General features: G+C 64.5%; 16 protein-coding genes. 2 read left to right on the top strand and 14 right to left on the bottom strand.

Translation table 11 applies throughout. The features are described 5' to 3' along the window. From AAGD32_11400 to AAGD32_11365, 8 genes are all read right to left on the bottom strand, one after another. A partial coding sequence (locus AAGD32_11400) for an Rne/Rng family ribonuclease (protein ID MEM8874849.1) occupies positions 1–2,467 on the bottom strand: 2,467 nt, incomplete at its 3' end. Positions 2,468–2,754: 287 nt separating this feature from the next. Next, positions 2,755–4,506: a phosphoenolpyruvate--protein phosphotransferase gene (ptsP, locus tag AAGD32_11395; protein MEM8874848.1), complete on the bottom strand. Its 1,752-nt coding sequence runs from the start codon at positions 4,504–4,506 to the stop codon at positions 2,755–2,757. 18 nt (positions 4,507–4,524) lie between these two features. Further along, positions 4,525–4,818: an HPr family phosphocarrier protein gene (locus AAGD32_11390; protein MEM8874847.1), complete on the bottom strand. Its 294-nt coding sequence runs from the start codon at positions 4,816–4,818 to the stop codon at positions 4,525–4,527. Between the two features lie 64 nt (positions 4,819–4,882). Beyond that, complete coding sequence (locus AAGD32_11385; protein MEM8874846.1) at positions 4,883–5,347, bottom strand: PTS sugar transporter subunit IIA; 465 nt, start codon at positions 5,345–5,347, stop codon at positions 4,883–4,885. A gap of 116 nt (positions 5,348–5,463) precedes the next feature. Continuing rightward, on the bottom strand, positions 5,464–5,778 hold the full coding sequence (gene raiA, locus AAGD32_11380; protein MEM8874845.1) for a ribosome-associated translation inhibitor RaiA: 315 nt from the start codon (positions 5,776–5,778) through the stop codon (positions 5,464–5,466). Between the two features lie 84 nt (positions 5,779–5,862). After that, on the bottom strand, positions 5,863–6,705 hold the full coding sequence (locus AAGD32_11375) for a DUF502 domain-containing protein (GenBank protein ID MEM8874844.1): 843 nt from the start codon (positions 6,703–6,705) through the stop codon (positions 5,863–5,865). A gap of 24 nt (positions 6,706–6,729) precedes the next feature. Further along, positions 6,730–7,230, bottom strand: a complete 501-nt coding sequence (locus AAGD32_11370) for a hypothetical protein (protein MEM8874843.1) — start codon at positions 7,228–7,230, stop codon at positions 6,730–6,732. 10 nt (positions 7,231–7,240) lie between these two features. Then, the gene (locus AAGD32_11365; GenBank protein ID MEM8874842.1) at positions 7,241–7,543 is read right to left on the bottom strand and encodes a hypothetical protein; all 303 of its coding nucleotides are present in this window, start codon (positions 7,541–7,543) and stop codon (positions 7,241–7,243) included. 44 nt (positions 7,544–7,587) lie between these two features. Here AAGD32_11365 and rsmA point away from each other — a divergent pair, with 44 nt between their 5' ends. Beyond that, entirely contained in the window at positions 7,588–8,406 is an 819-nt protein-coding gene (rsmA, locus tag AAGD32_11360) for a 16S rRNA (adenine(1518)-N(6)/adenine(1519)-N(6))-dimethyltransferase RsmA (GenBank protein ID MEM8874841.1), read from the top strand. On the opposite strand, the gene AAGD32_11355 is transcribed toward rsmA, so the two are convergent. Further along, positions 8,350–8,802 (bottom strand): hypothetical protein, encoded by a 453-nt coding sequence (locus AAGD32_11355; protein MEM8874840.1) that lies wholly within the window; start codon positions 8,800–8,802, stop codon positions 8,350–8,352. The two genes, rsmA and AAGD32_11355, sit on opposite strands and share 57 nt — an antisense overlap. A 19-nt stretch (positions 8,803–8,821) precedes the next feature. Beyond that, a complete protein-coding gene (locus AAGD32_11350; GenBank protein ID MEM8874839.1) occupies positions 8,822–10,111 on the bottom strand; it encodes a Glu/Leu/Phe/Val dehydrogenase in 1,290 nt (429 codons plus the stop codon). A gap of 67 nt (positions 10,112–10,178) precedes the next feature. Here AAGD32_11350 and AAGD32_11345 point away from each other — a divergent pair, with 67 nt between their 5' ends. After that, positions 10,179–10,799 (top strand): MOSC domain-containing protein, encoded by a 621-nt coding sequence (locus AAGD32_11345; protein ID MEM8874838.1) that lies wholly within the window; start codon positions 10,179–10,181, stop codon positions 10,797–10,799. A 6-nt stretch (positions 10,800–10,805) separates the two neighbouring features. On the opposite strand, the gene AAGD32_11340 is transcribed toward AAGD32_11345, so the two are convergent. The 4 genes from AAGD32_11340 to AAGD32_11325 all read right to left on the bottom strand — a co-directional run bounded on the left by AAGD32_11340 (position 10,806) and on the right by AAGD32_11325 (position 16,566). Continuing rightward, positions 10,806–12,899, bottom strand: a complete 2,094-nt coding sequence (locus AAGD32_11340; protein ID MEM8874837.1) for an ABC-2 transporter permease — start codon at positions 12,897–12,899, stop codon at positions 10,806–10,808. Positions 12,900–12,904: 5 nt separating this feature from the next. Then, entirely contained in the window at positions 12,905–13,093 is a 189-nt protein-coding gene (locus tag AAGD32_11335) for a hypothetical protein (protein ID MEM8874836.1), read from the bottom strand. A 74-nt stretch (positions 13,094–13,167) separates the two neighbouring features. Further along, positions 13,168–14,103 carry an ABC transporter ATP-binding protein gene (locus tag AAGD32_11330; GenBank protein MEM8874835.1) on the bottom strand — a complete coding sequence of 312 codons (936 nt, stop codon included), beginning with the start codon at positions 14,101–14,103 and terminating at the stop codon, positions 13,168–13,170. An 18-nt stretch (positions 14,104–14,121) separates the two neighbouring features. Continuing rightward, entirely contained in the window at positions 14,122–16,566 is a 2,445-nt protein-coding gene (locus AAGD32_11325; GenBank protein MEM8874834.1) for a hypothetical protein, read from the bottom strand. Between the last annotated feature and the right edge of the window lie 14 nt (positions 16,567–16,580).

Below are 16,580 nucleotides of genomic sequence, written 5' to 3'. Positions count from 1 at the left end.
CGCGACCGCGCCGGCGGCGACGCCGGCGGCCGGTCGGGGCATCGGCCTCCTCCGCCTCGTCCGTCGGCCCGTCCGAAGCGTCCGCTTCCGGCTCGGCCGGTGCATCTTCGTCCTCTCCGGAAGACGGGTTTGCATCTTCGTCCCGCTCGGCTGATTCGGTGTTGGTCTCGCCGTCGCGGTCCTTGCCGCCGCGACCGCGACGACGACGACGGCGACGCTTCTTGGGCTTGTCTTCCTCGTCGTCCTCGTCCGGGTCTTCGAGCACCTCGGCGTCGAAGCTGCCCACGCCGGAGTCGTCCTTGGCCAACAGCTTGCCGCGCCGGCGGCGTTTGCCGCGCGGCTGGTCGAGGTCGGAGACGGGGAGCGACGCCTTGTGGTTCTTTGTGCTCTCGGGCGTGACGTCCAACTCGGGCATGAACACCAGCCCCTCGCGCTCGTCGAAGAGCACCAGCTTGATGTCGTCGGCGCTGAGTTCGTCATCGGCGCGGACGAAGATGTCCTTGTCGGTCGCGTCCTCGAGCTCGGCGAGGTTGATCCGCTTGTGGTTGAGCATGTGCGTCGCGACGGTCGGGTAGAGCGAGACGTCGATGCGGCGGACCTTCTTGTGGGCGGCGGCGACGCGGAGCTTGCGCATGACTTCCAGCGCCATCGACTCGGGCGTCTTGATCCAGCCGGTGCCGTCGGAGAGGGGGCAGGGCATGAAGACGGCCTTCTTGAGGTCGGGCCGCATGCGCTGGCGGGTGATCGCGACGATGCCGAACTCGTTCATCGGCAGGTGCCGGCTCTTGGCCTTGTCGCGTTCGAAGTTCTCGGTGAGCCGATCGTGGAGCGCTTCGCGGTGTCGGCGGTAGCGCAGGTCGATGAAGTCGCACAGCACCACGCCGCCCAGGTCACGCAGGCGCAGCTGGCGGCAGATTTCGTCGGCCGCTTCGAGGTCGACGCGGTAGGCGGTCTCCTCGGCGTCATCGTGGACGCGGAACTTGCCGCTGTTCACGTCGATCGCGACGACGGCCTCGGTCGCGTCGATGACCAGCGAGCCGCCCGACTTCATCGGCACCTCGCGGCTGAACATCTTCTCGACCTCCGGCTCGATGCCGAACTTGTTGAACAGCGGCTCGGTGTCGGTGTAGAGCTCGATGTTGTGCTTGGTGCGGGGCATCGCGAGCTTGAAGAAGCCCTCGATGCGGTCGAGCGTGTCCTTGTCGTCGACGACGACGCGGTCGAGTTCGCTGGTCCAGACGTCGCGGATCGTGCGGGTCACCAAGTCGCCCTCGGAGTAGAGCTCGACGGGCGGCTTGGAGGCTTTGCGCTTTTTCTCGATCGCTTCCCAGACGCGGACGAGGTACTTGAAGTCGCGTTCGATCTCGGCCTTGGTCTTGCCGACGCCGGCGGTGCGGATGATGAAGCCGACGTCCTTGGGCGGTTCGAGGCCGTCGAGGATCTTGCGGAGGCGTCGGCGTTCGGGCTCGTCCTCGATCTTTTTCGAGACGCCCATCTGCGTGACGCCGGGCATCATCACGAGGTAGCGGCCGGGGATGGACAGGTATGAGGAGAGCGTGGGCCCCTTGGTGCCGATGCCTTCCTTGATGATCTGCACCATGATCTGGTCGCCGCGGCGCAGGCACTGCTGGATGGGCGGTCGGTCGCGTCGGCCGAGCTTCTTGCCGACGCGCTCGACGATGTTCTTGCCCTGGGAGCCCATGTACCAGGGGTGCAGGTCCTGGACGTGGAGGAAGCCGTTGCGGCCGTAGCCGAAGTCGACGAACGCGGCCTGGATGGAGGACTCGACGTTGTTGACCTTGCCGAGGTAGATGTTGCCGACGTTGGTCGCGGTGGTGGTGCGTTCGAGGTAGAGCTCTTCGAGTACGCCGTCCTCGAGCAGGGCGATGCGGCACTCCTCGCCCTCGGTGACGTTGATGAACATCTCCTTGCGCTGCGGCTCGGGGCGGGCACGCTTGGCGGGGGCGGGTCGGTCGGCGGCGTCGGCGTCTTCCTCGCGGTCGCGGTAGACGTTGGCCTCGCGGTCCTGGCGCGTGCGGCGCTTGCGGGGGTTCTTGGGCTTGCCGTCGGGGCCGAGGCCGATGTCCTTCAGGACGCGCTTGTTCTTCTTGGGCTTTTCCTCGGGCTCGTCGTCAGTGTCGTGGTCCGAGTCATCCTCGTCCGAGTCGTCGTCGGACGCTTCCTCTTCAGCGGCTTCGTCGTCGTCCTCTTCGTCGACGGGCTCGTCGATCTCGTCGGCCTCGACATCGACGTCCTCGACATCGGTGACCTCGACGTCCTCGTCATCAATGTCGTCGGCAAGCGCTTCGACCACGGCCGGCTCCTCGGCGACGACGGTCTCGACCGGTTCGGCTTCGGGAGCGCTGCGTCGGCGGCGACGTCGGCGGCGGGCGGCGGGATTGGGCTTCTCGTCCTGAGAGTCGGCGCTCGCGGAGACGGCGCCTTGGTCCTGGTTTTCGTTTTCCAAGGTCGGAGATTCCTTGCCATGGCCCGCGGAGTGATTGGGTGGCGGGCGGGGCTTTGGGGAACGTCGGGGGCCGGGCGCGTCGGTCGATTCAGGTGAACCGGTGACTCGGGTGAGTCGGGGCTTCGAAGCGGGCCGCTCGGCGGCGTTCCGGGTTTGGGGTGAGTCCGCGGCGGAGGGCCGGCGGAGGGTTCATGGGTGGTTCGTTAGCTGCGTGTCCGTTATCGGACCGGCCGAGTGTAGCGTCTTGTTTCGTCGGGCAAAGCGACGACGCCAACTCGTCCGCTGGTTCAGAAGGCTTCGGGCAGGATGGTTCGGGTCTGTTCGCGGAGGTAATGGATGACTTGGCGTTCGCTGTCGAAGCTCATGACCTTGCGCGCGACGGTGCGGGCGTGGTCCATGGTGGTGTTGCGGATGATCTTCTTGACCTCCGGCACGTCAGGGCCGTTCATGCTGAAGGTGTGCAGGCCCAGGCCCAGCAAAAGCAGGGTGTAGAGCGGTTCGCCGGCCATCTCGCCGCAGACGCTGGCGGGGATCTTGGCCCGCTGGGCGGCGCGGATGACGTCGCGGATGAGCCCGAGCACGGCAGGGTGGGCGGGGTTGAACAGGCCCGCGACGCGCTCGTTGGTTCTATCGACCGCCAGGGTGTACTGGATGAGGTCGTTGGTCCCGATCGAGAAGAAATCGACCTCCTTGGCGAACTGCGGGGCCATGAACGCCGCGGCGGGGACTTCGACCATCATGCCGATCGGGATGTCGCGGTCGAAGGGGATGCCTTCGTCTTCGAGCTCCTCCATGACGTCGCCGAGGACCATCTTGGCCTGACGCAGTTCCATCAACGTGGAGATCATTGGGAACATGACCTTGACGGTGCCGTGAGCGCTGGCACGGAGGATGGCCCGCAGTTGCCGCTTGAACATCGGAATGTCGTGCAGGCACATGCGGATGGAGCGATCGCCGAGAAAAGGGTTCTTCTCGGGGGTGCGGGCCTGATCCTCGGAGTACTTGTCGGCCCCGAGGTCGAGGGTGCGGATGGTCAGCGGCTTGCCGTCGAGCCGCTGGAGCGCGTCGTGGTAGGCGGCGAAATGGTCTTCCTCGCTCGGCTCTTGCTTGGAAGCGAGATAGAGGAACTCGGTGCGGTACAGGCCGATTCCTTCGGCACCTTGCTCGACGGCGTCGCTGATCTCGGCTGGGAACTCGATGTTGGCCTCGAGGGCGACGCGGTAGGTGTTGGGCGGCGGATCGGCCGTCTCGGCGGGCAGGTCTCGGAGCTTGGCGAGCTCCATCTGGACCTTGGCCTGTTGGCGTTCGCTGGCGCGGTACTCGGCGATTTGATCCTTGTCCGGGTGGACGATGACCATGCCGCGCGTGCCGTCGATGATGACGACGTCGCCGTTGGACAGCGCGGCGGTGGCATTGCCGAGGCCGACGACGGCCGGGATGTTCATCGCCCGGGCGACGATGGCGGTGTGGCTCGTTCGGCCGCCGACATCCGTCGCGAAGCCCTTGACGTGACGCTTGTCGAGCGCGGCGGTTTGCGACGGGAGCAGGTCGTGGGCGATGACCGCGACGTCTCCGGAGAGGGCGGTGAGGGCCTCGTGCTGTTGTCCGATGAGCCGGCGGAGCAGGCGACGCTCGATGTCGTAAACGTCCTTGACCCGCTCGGCGAAGTACTTGTCCTTGAGCCCGAGGAACTTGGCGGCGGTGTCCTGCAGGATGCCGTGGACGGCGGACTCGGCCGCGAGTTGTTCGGTTTCGACCGAAGTCCGGATGCGCTTGAGGATCGACTTATCCCGCAGAATACCGAGGTGGAAGTCGAAAATGCCGCCGATGTCGCTGCCATGGCTGTCGGCCATGTCGTCGCGGAGATTGGTCAGATCGTCGATGGCATGTTCGACGGCCAGGTCGATGCGTTGGAGCTCTTCAGTGATGGCGTCGGGCGCGACGGTGCGGCGCGGGACGCTTACATCCTCGGCGTCGAGCACCACTGCGGTGCTGACGACCACGCCGGGAGAAACGCCGATGCCTTTGAAAATCTCCATGGTGTGAAGCGGACGGGGCTAGCTTTCTTCTCCGAACTTGTCATGCACCATTTGCTCCAACTGCTTCAGTGCGTCTTCGGCGTCGTCGCCCTCCGCGACGACGGTGAGGATCGTGCCTTTGGTCGCGGCGAGGGTGAGCATCTGCATGACACTTTTCGCGTCGGCTTCGGCGGGCCCTTCGGGGTGGTCGGCGGCGCGGATCACGGTGATGTTGGCCGAGAAAGCGTTGGCGCAGTCGACGAACTGCATCGCCGGGCGGGCGTGCAGTCCGTTGTCGTTCTGGATCGTGATTTGCCGCTCGATACTCGCCATGACACCGGGACTCCTCCTCCCGTGATCTCGGACCGTCGTCGCCAACTTCGCTGCCAAGGCCGATCTATCCGTTGTCGGCTTCCTCGAGCAGGTCGACGATGGCTTCGCGCGTCTCGGACTGACGCAGGAACCGGCGGAACATGTCCTTTTGCAACGACCGGAACACGATTTCCATCGCCTGCAGGTGCTGTTGCGGCTCGTTGTCGGGGCTCAGCAACAGGACGATGGAGTAGACCGGCTGGCTGTCGAGCGCGGTGAAGTCGATGCCAGAGGCGCTTCGGCCGACGGTGCCGACCATCTTGTTGACCTTGGGGTGCTTGACGTGAGGGACGGCCACGCCTTTGCCGAAGCCGGTGGAGCCGTTTTGCTCCCGCTTGATCAAGGCGGCGACGATCTCGTCGGACCCGTCCGGCTCGATGGCACCGGCGGCGGCGAGGGAACTGACCAGCTCGCGGATCGCACCGTCGCGATCGGTGGCCTGCAGGTCGGGGACGATCGCGTCGTGGACGATGAACTCTTGCAGCTTCATGGGGTGATGTTCTTTGTTCCTGGTCCTTCGTCCTTTGCCGTCAGCGGTGACGCTGCCGATCGCAACGATCGCCGGATCGGGCACAAAGGACGAAGGACAAATGACCAAGGACGAACCTAGGAGGTTTGGTGTTTGCGGTTGCGGAACTTCTTTTTGTGTTCGCTGATCTGCCGTTCGAGCTTGTCGCAGCAGGCGTCAATGGCGGCATAGGGGTTGTCGTCGGAAGCGTTGGCGACGAACGTGTTGTTGTGTTCGGCGTTGACGAGAACTTCGACGTGATTGCCTTCGTGACCTTCCTTGCCGCCTTCGATGGTGACTTCGATCTCCTGGATCAGGTCGTAGTAGCGCGTGAGTTTGTTGGCACGCTCTTCGGCGAAAGACTTGAGCTTGTCGCTGGCATCGAGTTGGCGGACGGTGACGAGAATATGCACGAAAGACTCCTTTTTCGGGGCTGGTGTTCGTGCAGGAGCCGGGCGAACTGGCACCTGCATGACGCATTGTAGACCAAAGCCGGCTCAAACACCCGCGCCCTTTGTCGGTGCGGGCTCGACGGGATCGGCGGCCGGCGCGGTAGTGGCTGCGATCGCCGAAGCCTTGGCCGATTGCGTCGATGCGGCCGCGGCTCGTTGGGATGTTTCCGAACTGTGCTGCACCACGCCGCCGCTGACGAGCAACTGCATGGCTTCGTTGACCGTCATGGGCAACTCACGCACCGCATGGCGGGGCACCACCACGACATAGCCACTGAATGCGGTGGGGCTGCTGGGGATGAAGACGGTGACCATGTGATCAGCGCCGGCGTCTTCATGTGCCACCTTGTCGAAGGCCGATAACCCTGTTCCGGTCACCAGCCCGATGCTCCACAAGTCCACCTCCCGGTACCGCACCGCGACGACGCGGCTCCCGGCGAACTGGCCGGCGGCTTTCTTGTCGCTTGGATCGGCCAGGAACATGTCGATCACTTGCTTGACCGCCGGGTAAATCTGCTTGACCACGGGGATGCGCAGCACGAGCTTTTCGCCGAGCCGGTAGAGGCCTTGCCCGATGAGATTGCCGACGAACAGCCCGACGATGTAGATGATCAACAGCGCCAGGACCACGCCAACGACGGGCGTGTACCAGTTTTCCTCGGCCCAGTACCGCTCGATGTAGCCATAGCTCGTGCGATCGACCCAGCCACGATCCAGCGCGAACACCCAGCCGTACTTGATCGCCTGGATCACGTACCACCCCAGCGATCGCCAGAGGAAGTTCAGGACGTAGTAAATGATCGCCAGCGTGATCAGCGTCGGCCCCAACGCGCGCAATCCCTGCAGGAAGAACCTGCGAAAGTCGGCGGTGAAGGTCTTGCGGGCCATGGGGCAGTTGCTCGGTGCCGGATGTTATTTCTTCCCCAGCTTCTGCTTCTCCTCGGGCAGAACGTGGTAGTGCCCTTCCTCGCACTTGGTCACGAACCGCTCGAGCACGGCTTTGAGGTCTTCCCACTTGTCCCGGATGATCTCGGCTTCGTTGGCATCAATGTACGGGTCATTCGCCGTGCTTCGGTGGATCGCGTCGAGCAGCTCGCTGAACTCGCCGAACATCGAACGCGTCTCGTCGAAGATCGCTTCGTCCCGGCTCTTGCGGATGTCCAGGTCCGGGTTGGCCACGAAGAACCCGCCCGCGCGGTTGCACAGGTAGCGGATCAGGCGGATATCCTTGGTCTGCCCGTACAACTCGGCGACGCGGTCGAGTGGGTTGCGCGCGCCGCTGCCCTCGATCTCGCCGTCGTCCTTCTCCTCGCACCACTTGTAGACCAGCGCTTGCGACACGCGCAGCGCGCTGGCGACCTGCTTCACGCCGGGTTCCTTGACCGCATCGCGGATGACTTCATGGCTCTTCACGCGCACCACCCTAACGCAGCTTACCGCGCCAGCGAAGCGATTGTTTGTTCATCGCAGCCAGCATCGCGTCGTCTCCGTCACGAATCCGCTCGGCCAGGCGGATCGCCGTGCGTAATTGGTCATCGCTCAACTGTCGGTATGCCGGCTGTTCGCGGGAAAGGTGGTCGTACCAGCACCCGTCGAAAAGGTGATCGAGCACGATCCGCATGAAGCAGTGATCAAAGCGGATCGGCCAGTCGCGCAACTTCGCGGCATCGGGGAGCACTTCGCGGACAAGCCGAAGGTAGGTCGCTTCCAGTTCGGCCCGATCCATGTCGGAGCGTAGCAACGCGGTGCGATCGCGCCGTACCGTTACGCTTGGCCCAAACCAAGAACCAAATCCGCGAGTTACTCGAACGCGCGCGCACCCGGCCCAAGCACCGGTTCGGGCAGAACTTCATGGTCGACGGCAATCTCACCCGTGTCGTCGCCGACGCCGGTGAACTCACGCCCGACGACACCGCCCTTGAGGTCGGCCCCGGTACCGGGACGCTCACCGACGAACTACTCGAACGGGCGGGCAAGGTCGTGGCTTTCGAGATCGACCGTGACCTTGCCACGCTGCTGCGAACGCGGATGGATGATCCGCGGTTCGAACTGATCGAGGGCGATGCGTTGTCGAACAAACACACGTTGCATCCCCGGCTCGCCGAACTCGCACCGGCCGGCAAGCTCGTGGCGAACCTGCCGTACAACATCGCGTCGCCGCTGATCATCGAGTTGCTCGCCGGTGGCTGTGGACTCCTGGCGTTTACGGTGCAGAAGGAAGTCGCCGATCGTCTCTCGGCAGGACCGGGATCGAAAATCTATGGGCCGCTGTCGGTGATGGCGCAGGCGCTGGGCTCGGTCGAGGTGATGCGGACGTTGCCGGCGAGTGCGTTCTGGCCGCCGCCGAAGATCGTGTCATCGCTGGTGCGGATCCGCCGGTCGCCGCGAGTCGAGGATGCGGCGGGGTTTGGCGTGTTCGTCGGCAGGCTGTTTCAGCAACGCCGCAAGATGCTCCGCGCGATCATCAACGTGCCCGCCGGCTTCGACGAGACGGTGCGTCCCGAGCGGTTGAGCGTCGACGAGTTGATCGCGCTACACGGGTTTGTCGCGGTGGATGATGACACCCGTGAGAATCGCGCCGGTCAGTAGCGTCAAACCGCCGTACAGGGCGATCGAGATGCCGTGAAGTTGCCGGAACTTGGGCGTGTCGGTTTGGCCGGCGACGCGCAGGGTTTCCATTTCGCCGGTGACAGACGTCGGCAACGCGGCCGCGAGTAGGGCCGCCACGACGGCGACGCCGAACCATGCCGCGATCGCCTTGCGTTTGGTCAACACCTGCCAGCCGGCCAATCCGACGAGCACCAGTGCCGCGAGTACGAGCTGCGCTTTCTCGGTCACGTCGAAGATCACCAACCGCTCGGGCTGCGAATCGCCGCGGACGAGTTCCGCCGCGAAAAGCGCTCGCACCAACACGAACATCGCCACCAGCCAGCCGAGCCAAACGGCGGACGAGACCCCGGCGATCGTGCGGAAGAGCGTGAGCATGCGGGATGTTACCCCGCGATCACGGGAACAGGCCCTTCACTTCGTACGCGTCGGCCACCCGTTGGACGGCGATCGTGTAGGCGGCGGTGCGGTAGTCGCAGTCGGCCTCGTCGGCCATCCCGTTCACCCGGTCGAACGCGGCTTCCATGATCTTCTGCAACTCGTCCTGCACCCGCTTGAGATCCCAGAAGTAGGCGTCCAGGCCTTGCACCCATTCGAAGTAGCTGACCGTGACACCGCCGGCGTTGGCGAGGATGTCGGGCAGGATCGTGACGCCGGCGTCGCGGAGGATCTCGTCGGCTCCGGGCGTGACCGGTCCGTTGGCGGCTTCGACTATGATGCTCGCCTTGATGTGCGGGGCGACGGCCGCGTCGACGGTGTTCTCCATCGCGGCGGGAATGAGCACATCGCAGTCGAGCGTGAGAAGTTCCTCGTTCGTGAGTTGATCGACGTCGGGGCAGTTCTCGAGTTGGCCGTTTTCGGCGTAGTAATCGCCGGCGCGGATGATGTCGAGACCGTTCTCGTCGAAGATACCGCCGAACTTGTCGCTGACGGCGATGACGATCGCGCCGCGCTCGGCGAGCAGGCGGGCCGCGTGGAAGCCGACCTGACCGAAGCCCTGCACGACGACACGCTTGCCCTTGAGCGTTTGGTCCTTGACGATTTGCAGATATCGGCGGAGTACGTTCATGACGCCGCGGCCGGTCGCTTCTTCACGGCCGCAACTTCCGCCGAGCGAGACCGGCTTGCCGGTGACGACGCCGAGCACCTGATGGCCGACGAGCGACGAGTAGGTGTCCATTACCCACGCCATGCACTGGGCATCGGTGCCCATGTCGGGCGCGGGGATGTCTTTCTGTGGGCCGATGACCTGGAAGACCTCATGAGTCCAACGGCGAATGAGTGCTTCCTTTTCGCGATCGCTGAGCAGCTTCGGGTCTGCGACGATGCCGCCCTTGGCCCCGCCGTAGGGAAGGCTGACGAGCGCGTTCTTCCAGGTCTGGAGCATGCCCAACGCCATGACCTCGTCGCGGTCGACGCTGGTGGCCATGCGCAGCCCGCCCTTGTACGGGCCCAGCGCGTTGTTGTGTTGGACCCGATACCCCGTGAAGGTCTGGATGCGTCCGTCGTCGCGCTCGATCGGGCAACTCACGGTGGTGATGTGCTTGGGGCTGCTGAGCAGGTCACGCCACTTCTCGTTGACGTTCATGCGGTCGAAGACGCGTGAGAAGTAGAAGTTGGCGTTCTGCCAGAAGCGGTCGGCCGGGGCTTTGGCGGCGGAAAGTCGGTTGGTCTTGTCGGGTGTCATGAAGCTCCTCTGCTCGAAGCGGACCAGCGCGCGTGATGGTTGTCAAGGGCGCTAGTACCATCGGCCTATGCACATCATCTCCGTCAACATCGGTCCGCGTGGCACACTCCAGCGAGGTGACAAAACCGAACCCAGCGGGTTCGACAAGCGCCCCGTCGATGGCGCCGTCCACGTCGGCACGCTCGGCATCGCCGAGGACACCGTGGTGGACACCCGCTTTCACGGTGGTCCGCAGCGGGCGCTACTCATCTACCCGGCCAAACACCACGACGCGTGGCGGCAAGAAGGGTGGGATCTGCCGCCGGGGGGGTTCGGCGAGAACCTCACTGTCGACGGTGTCGACGAAAACGATGCACGCATTGGCGATGTGCTTGTCAACGGTGATCTCGTGCTGCAGGTCAGTCAGCCGCGTCAGCCGTGTTGGAAGATCGACGCGCGTTGGGAGACGAAAGGGCTCACCAAGCGCGCGATGCAGACCGGCCGCAACGGGTGGTACGTCCGCGTGCTGGCCGAGGGCCAAGTGCAAGCCGGCGATACGTTCGAGCTGCGCGAACGCGGCGACGAGCGGTTTACGGTGCAGGCCGTGCATGACGCGATGGTCGGGCGTAAAGACCTGGACCCGTACGTCCGGCGAAGTCTGGCGAACTACGAGCCGCTCAATCCCGAGTGGCGTGAGGCGTTGGCGTAGCGTGTGTCACCGGTGCTGCCGGCGGATGGTCATGTCGAAGTTCTTGACCATGCTGCGGTACATGCCCCAGACGACGGCGGTGTACGCGCTGACGGCGACGAGCGTGAAGAGGATCACGACCACGCGGACGAGCATGATCTCGCTGGGGTCGCCGGCCCCGAACGTCGGGCCGCCGTAGCTGAGCGGGGCGATGAGCACGGCCATCGTGGTAAACGGGCTGAAAGCCGCGATGGCGTAGGGGATTGGGTTGCCGCTGCCGCCGTTATCGACGAGCGTGACACCGCAGAATCCCAACAGCCCGATGACGCCGAGCACGATCGCGATGGACGCGAGCGTGGACCGCACCGTCGTCTTGAGCCGCAGCGACATCTGCATGCCGACGATCGACGCGAACGCCGTCATGATCACGAGCATCGCCGGCAGCAACAAGACGGCTTCCGGGAAGACGGTCCACTCGCGCGTGGCATTGCCGGTGAGCGTCGCCATCACGTCGTAGATCACGAAGATCAACACGCTCGCCGCAGGCACCGCGACCAACGGCAGCACGTAGCTCACCAGTCCGCGGAGCTTGCCCCAGATGTAGTACTTGCTCGTGATCGGCGTCGAGAGCAGCAGGTCGAGCGTGCCGTCTTCCTTTTCGCGCGTTACCGTACTCGCCGCGGCGTTGGTCACGATCAGCAGGATGACCACCGTTTCGAGGAACACCGCACCGAGCAGAAACTGGCGAACCTGCGTGCGACTGACAGTGCGTTGAATCTCGCCGAGGCTTAGCGAAGCGATCGCCTTGGTGCCGTCGGCACGATCGACGAAGTTGGTGCCGATGACTTCGTAGCGGCCACGCAGGTAGTCGATCGCGAGCGGCTCTTGGTCGAGCGTGATGTTGGCGTTGGGCACGATGCCGTACCGGCCGGCTTCCACGCCGTAGAGCGCGATCGTGCGGTTGGTCGGGTTGTAGCTGTTGGCCGTGATGTACGCGCCCGGCGTCGAGGCTTCGGATGCGTACAGCACCGCAAGAATGATCGCGCCCGCTAGGCCCAGGAGGATGAACCCGTACCGCGTGATCGAGGCCTTCGCCGCGGACGCCTTGGTCTTTGCCTCACGCCAGGCGATGGGGTTGGACCAGACACGGCGCGGCTCGCGGTCACGTTTGAGTCCGTCGACCCGGAGCTTCTTCGCAAACCAGCCACCGACACTGCCGGTCGATTGGGCGACGCGTCGCAGCAGCGCGATGCCGGGTAGCACGATCGTCGAGCTCAGCACGAACATGAACGTGATGAAGAACGCCACCGGCTGGGTCAGGTACCACGACACCGGCCACCACCGCAGCGCCGCCGGTAGCTGTGCGAGGGTCGGTGGCTGATAGCTGTCCGGTTCGAGCACGGTCGCCAACGCGAGGAACGGATGCAGTCCGGTGAGCCAGGATGTTTGCGCGGCGGCGATCGTGCCGTCGGCCTCGATGATGTCGGGCCGGAAGAACGCGAGCCGATCCAGCAGCAGACCGCCGACCATGTAGATCGCGACGAACATGAAGAACGAGAAAATCGTCCGCCGCGTGCCGATCTTGAACGTCGCGATACCGACGGCGAGCGCCCCGCAAACCAAAGCCGTCGCGGCGGCGATGCCGAAGGATGTGACGATGTCCCCGATCGCGACCCCGCCGAAGATCTGCGTGATCGAGAAGACTGGGATGCCCGAGAGCAGCAGGGCGAAGACGAAGAACAGCCGCGAGAGCAGGGTGCCCAGAACGATCTGCCCGTTGCTCAGCGGCGTGGTCAGAAGGATGTCGTAGGTCTGTGAATCCTTCTCTTGCGTGATCGCCCCGGCGGTGAACACCGGAGCCATGAGCGCGACGAGCGCCAGTTGCAGGTACGAGAGCATCTTGAAGATGCTCACCGAGCTACGCGAAAGATCATCGAGGTCGGTTCCCGCGATGTCGCCGGCATTGGAGAAGACGCCAATGACGACGAGGATGATCAGCAGCGCCAGGTACCCGCAGCGGACGAACAGGTCCCGCTTGCGCTTGCCCCCCACAGCCACGACCCGCAAGAGGATCGGGTTGGCTGGGATAAGGCGGTAGAGGTAGTTGGGGAGGCCGAGCATGGGGGCTAGATGTACCGACGGAGGGAACGGAAGACGATCCAAAGGCCAGCTCCAACGAGAATCGTGCAAAGGAAAATCGGAAGGCACGCGAGCAAATAGAACCCGTCAACGGCACTGATGCTCTCGGGAGCGCCGGCAGAGACGACGATCAGCGACACCAAGGCCCCGCCAATGCCAAGGACGACCAGTGCCATACCGGTTAGTGTTGGCACGAGTCCGCGGTCGACGCGATCAGTGTGCTCTGTTGCATAAGGCAGTGTCTCATCGTTCATTGGACCATTCCTTTAGTAAGTCGCATGAAGGCGGTTTCGAGGTTCACTTCCTCTTCCTTGAGCATGGTTAGCTTGAACCCATTGCTCACCAGCTTGCCGGGGACGAAGCTGTAGTCGACGACGCCGTCGCGGATACTCACGGCCATTTCGCCGGTGGGTAGGTTCTTCACTTCCAACACGTTCTCGTCTTCGGACAACAACGCCGCAGCGCCGGCGTGGTTGTGGGCGACGCCGACGTGGAGCATCAGGCCGGTGCGGGCTTTCTTGACGATCTCCGTCCATGGGCCCGAGTACAGCAGCTCGCCCTGTTCGATGATGCCGACGGTGTTACACAGGTCCTGCAACTCCGGCAGGATGTGCGAGGAGATGATGATCGTCTTCTTCATGTCGCGCAGCGTCTTGAGCAGTTCGCGCAGCTCGACACGGGCGCGGGGGTCGAGGTTGCCCGCCGGCTCATCCAGCAGCAACACCTTCGGGTCGTGCAGCAACACCCGGGCGATCGAGAGCCGCTGCTTCATCCCTCGGCTCAAGCCATCGACAGGCGCGTCCACCTTGTAAGACAGGTCCGTCAGCTCCAGCACATCGCCGACGACTTTCTCACGCTCGGAGCCGTTGATGTCATACGCCGCGGCGAAGAACTCCAAGTACTCCTTGACGACCATGTCCTCGTAAGCGCCGAAGTAGTCCGGCACATACCCGAGCAGCGGCCGGATCTGCCGCGACTGGAAGCCGACTACGTAATCACACACCCGCGCCTCGCCCCAGGTCGGCTGCAACAGCGTGGCGAGGATCTTGATGGTGGTGGTTTTGCCCGCGCCGTTGGGTCCGATGAAGCCGAAGCAGTCGCCTTCCTCGATCTCGAGGTTCAGGTTCGAGAGGGCCACCAGCGAGCCGTAGCGCTTGGTCAGGTTGACGGTTTTGATGACGGGCATGATCGGTGGGCAAACGGATTATTCTCGGGGCAAATCATCGACCTCGGCTTGCGGGGCGGTGTCGGCGGTTGTGTCCGATGCGGTCGGGGTTTCGCGTTCGAGGGGCAGTACGAACTGGTAGACGACAGTCCCATCGCCGGTCGCTTCGTCCTCGTTGACGGTCAGCGGCACCGGCATGGGCGCATCCTCGGCCATGCCGACCACGACGAGCGAGCCGCTCAGCAGCGCGTTGCTTACGTCGTAGTGCCGGGCGTTGAGCCGACGCGGATCGATCCGCGAACGGCTGTTGTTCTGCTCATTGCGAACCACGGGAAAGCGATCGAAAAAGCTGAGCATCACCAAAGCACCGGCGTCCAGTTCGTCGACCTGTCCGCCGCCGGCGATGTTGATGCCGCGCAGGAACGGCATCTTGAGCGGCCAGAAACCCGGCGCGTCGAGCCGGCCGATGACTTGTTGATTCGCGAATGGGCGGGCGTTGTTGGCGACGATGTTGCGTGTCGGGTTGTTCTCGGTACCGCGCGCGGCGACCGCGAGATCAATCTCGGTGCCGTTCTCCCATGTCGGGATGAACAGCAACTGATCCCACCAAGCGCCGCCGCTCATCGGTTGCCGGTAGGCGATCCAGACGGACTCGAGATTTTGGCCGGTGACGTTGAGCAGTTTGCCGGAGATGCGTGTGCCGGTGGCGGCGAGCTTGGGCGCGCCTTCGATCCGCGGTAGGGCATTCTCGGAACTCGCCGGGCCGAGGTTGCCACGCCAGACGGTTTCGAGCTTCTTAAGCGTCGAGCGGAAGGGGATGTCCTCGGCGCCGACGCCGACCTCACCGGCGGTGCGGACGTTGATCTCGTAGCTGCCCGAGGAGGAGCGGGATTGTTCGTAATGGCGGGGGTGGCCGATGTACGGCGTGACGGTCGAAAGGTTGGTCTCGTCGAACCCTTCGAGCGCGATGGTTTGGTCGCCGTCGGAGGGGATGTAGAGCCCGACGTTGGAGTAGGCGACGGCCATGCCGTCGTTGGTGCCCAGCCGGGGGTCGAAGCCGCCGCGTAGCAGCGTTTGGTGGGCGACTTGCGGATCGCCACGCAGTACCAGGCTGACGATCCCGAGCGTGAGCACGGTGGCCGCCAGCGCGGCGGCTCCGAACGCGAACCAACTCAGCGACGCCCGCTTCTTGGTCGCGAGGTACAGGTACACGCCCGGCCCGGCGACGAGCCAATAGCCGACGAAGAACAGGATCGCGATGCCGACCAGTGCGGCCGATTTGCCGCTCTGTTTCATGCCGTCGAGCAGCGCCGTGCCGAAGTCGCGCGGGCCGGCCGACTGGAAGGCTTGCCGGGTGTCGTCGTCGGGGTTGAGATCGTCGATGAACGTCGGGTCGTCGTTCCAGCCGAAGACGTTGGACCAGATGCCGGCCCAGCCGCGCGAGATGGGCGAGAGCGTGGGGTTGGCAACGACGTCGATGCCGAGCCAGGTCACCGCGCCCGTGCCATAGGTCTTGCGGACGACGAAGGGCATGCCTTCCCAGCGCGTCTCGACGATCGCGCCGTCCTTCGGGGTGGCGGTACCGAGCGTGGCGGTGCCGCGGATGCGGGGCCAGACTTTGTCGATGGCCTCGCGGGTTTCCTGATTGCGCACCGTTGGCTCGACCGCCCACCCCCGTGTGTCGCCGGGGCTAAGCAGCCCGGGAAGATCGACCTGCGTCGTTCCGGTTAGGTTCACCGGGAGCAGCGCGCCCCATTGCAACACCGTCTGCGGCTCGGCCGGCCGCTGCATGATGACCAAATGTCCGCCGCGCGCCACGAACTCATCGAGCGCCCGCTTCTGCACCGGATCAAGCTCATCAACGGAGTAATCACCCCAAAGCACGGCGTCGGCCATATCGTACCCGAGAACCGATTGCGGCAGGTCGGCCGGCCGAGCCGCGAGAAAGGCGACGTCCTCGCTGATGCCGCGCAGGCCCCGGTCGCCGTAGTCGCCCGTCGGCACGGGCTTGGGCGAGACGGCGATGACCAGGCGGATGTCTCGTGCGGAGTTGAAGATGGCTTCGCTCGATCGCGGCGGCGTCGGGAGTTGTAGCAGCCCGACCTCCCGGCCGTCGTCGTCGGCGAGTGTGACGCGAAGTTGTCGACGCAGCTCGGCGGGGTTGCTCGACAGCCCGCCGTCGAGCGGGTCGGGCATGAAATAGACCTCGAACCGTTCCTGCCCGCCGCCGGTGATCGGGACCGCGCGGGTCCAGAAAACTTTCTGGCCGTCGAGGTCGCGCTGTTCGATGCGGACGGTGTAGGTGCCGGGATCGAGCGACTGGGAGTCGATGCGGACCCGCATGGGAACCCAGTCGCCGGGCCGGTAGAAGTTGTTGATGCCGATGGATTCGATCTGTCCGACCGCCACGGCCGGCCCTTGCTGCGCGAACGCCGGGACGGCAAGCAGCAGGCACCACACGAACATCCCCACAAAGCGGTTCACGGAAGAACGTTGTA

This window comes from Planctomycetota bacterium (genome assembly GCA_039182125.1).
In the GTDB taxonomy this organism is placed as follows: domain Bacteria; phylum Planctomycetota; class Phycisphaerae; order Tepidisphaerales; family Tepidisphaeraceae; genus JBCDCH01.
This window is presented reverse-complemented; position numbering and strand designations above follow the sequence as displayed.

What these genes read in the sequence shown, in the direction of transcription:
- AAGD32_11375 (MEM8874844.1), bottom strand. Translation starts at nt 6,705, where the DNA reads ATGGCCCGCAAGACCTTCACCGCCGACTTTCGCAGGTTCTTCCTGCAG.
- AAGD32_11355 (MEM8874840.1), bottom strand. Translation starts at nt 8,802, where the DNA reads ATGCTCACGCTCTTCCGCACGATCGCCGGGGTCTCGTCCGCCGTTTGG.
- AAGD32_11330 (MEM8874835.1), bottom strand. Translation starts at nt 14,103, where the DNA reads ATGCCCGTCATCAAAACCGTCAACCTGACCAAGCGCTACGGCTCGCTG.
- AAGD32_11345 (MEM8874838.1), top strand. Translation starts at nt 10,179, where the DNA reads ATGCACATCATCTCCGTCAACATCGGTCCGCGTGGCACACTCCAGCGA.
- AAGD32_11340 (MEM8874837.1), bottom strand. Translation starts at nt 12,899, where the DNA reads ATGCTCGGCCTCCCCAACTACCTCTACCGCCTTATCCCAGCCAACCCG.
- AAGD32_11350 (MEM8874839.1), bottom strand. Translation starts at nt 10,111, where the DNA reads ATGACACCCGACAAGACCAACCGACTTTCCGCCGCCAAAGCCCCGGCC.
- AAGD32_11335 (MEM8874836.1), bottom strand. Translation starts at nt 13,093, where the DNA reads ATGGCACTGGTCGTCCTTGGCATTGGCGGGGCCTTGGTGTCGCTGATC.
- AAGD32_11365 (MEM8874842.1), bottom strand. Translation starts at nt 7,543, where the DNA reads ATGGATCGGGCCGAACTGGAAGCGACCTACCTTCGGCTTGTCCGCGAA.
- AAGD32_11390 (MEM8874847.1), bottom strand. Translation starts at nt 4,818, where the DNA reads ATGGCGAGTATCGAGCGGCAAATCACGATCCAGAACGACAACGGACTG.
- ptsP (MEM8874848.1), bottom strand. Translation starts at nt 4,506, where the DNA reads ATGGAGATTTTCAAAGGCATCGGCGTTTCTCCCGGCGTGGTCGTCAGC.
- AAGD32_11385 (MEM8874846.1), bottom strand. Translation starts at nt 5,347, where the DNA reads ATGAAGCTGCAAGAGTTCATCGTCCACGACGCGATCGTCCCCGACCTG.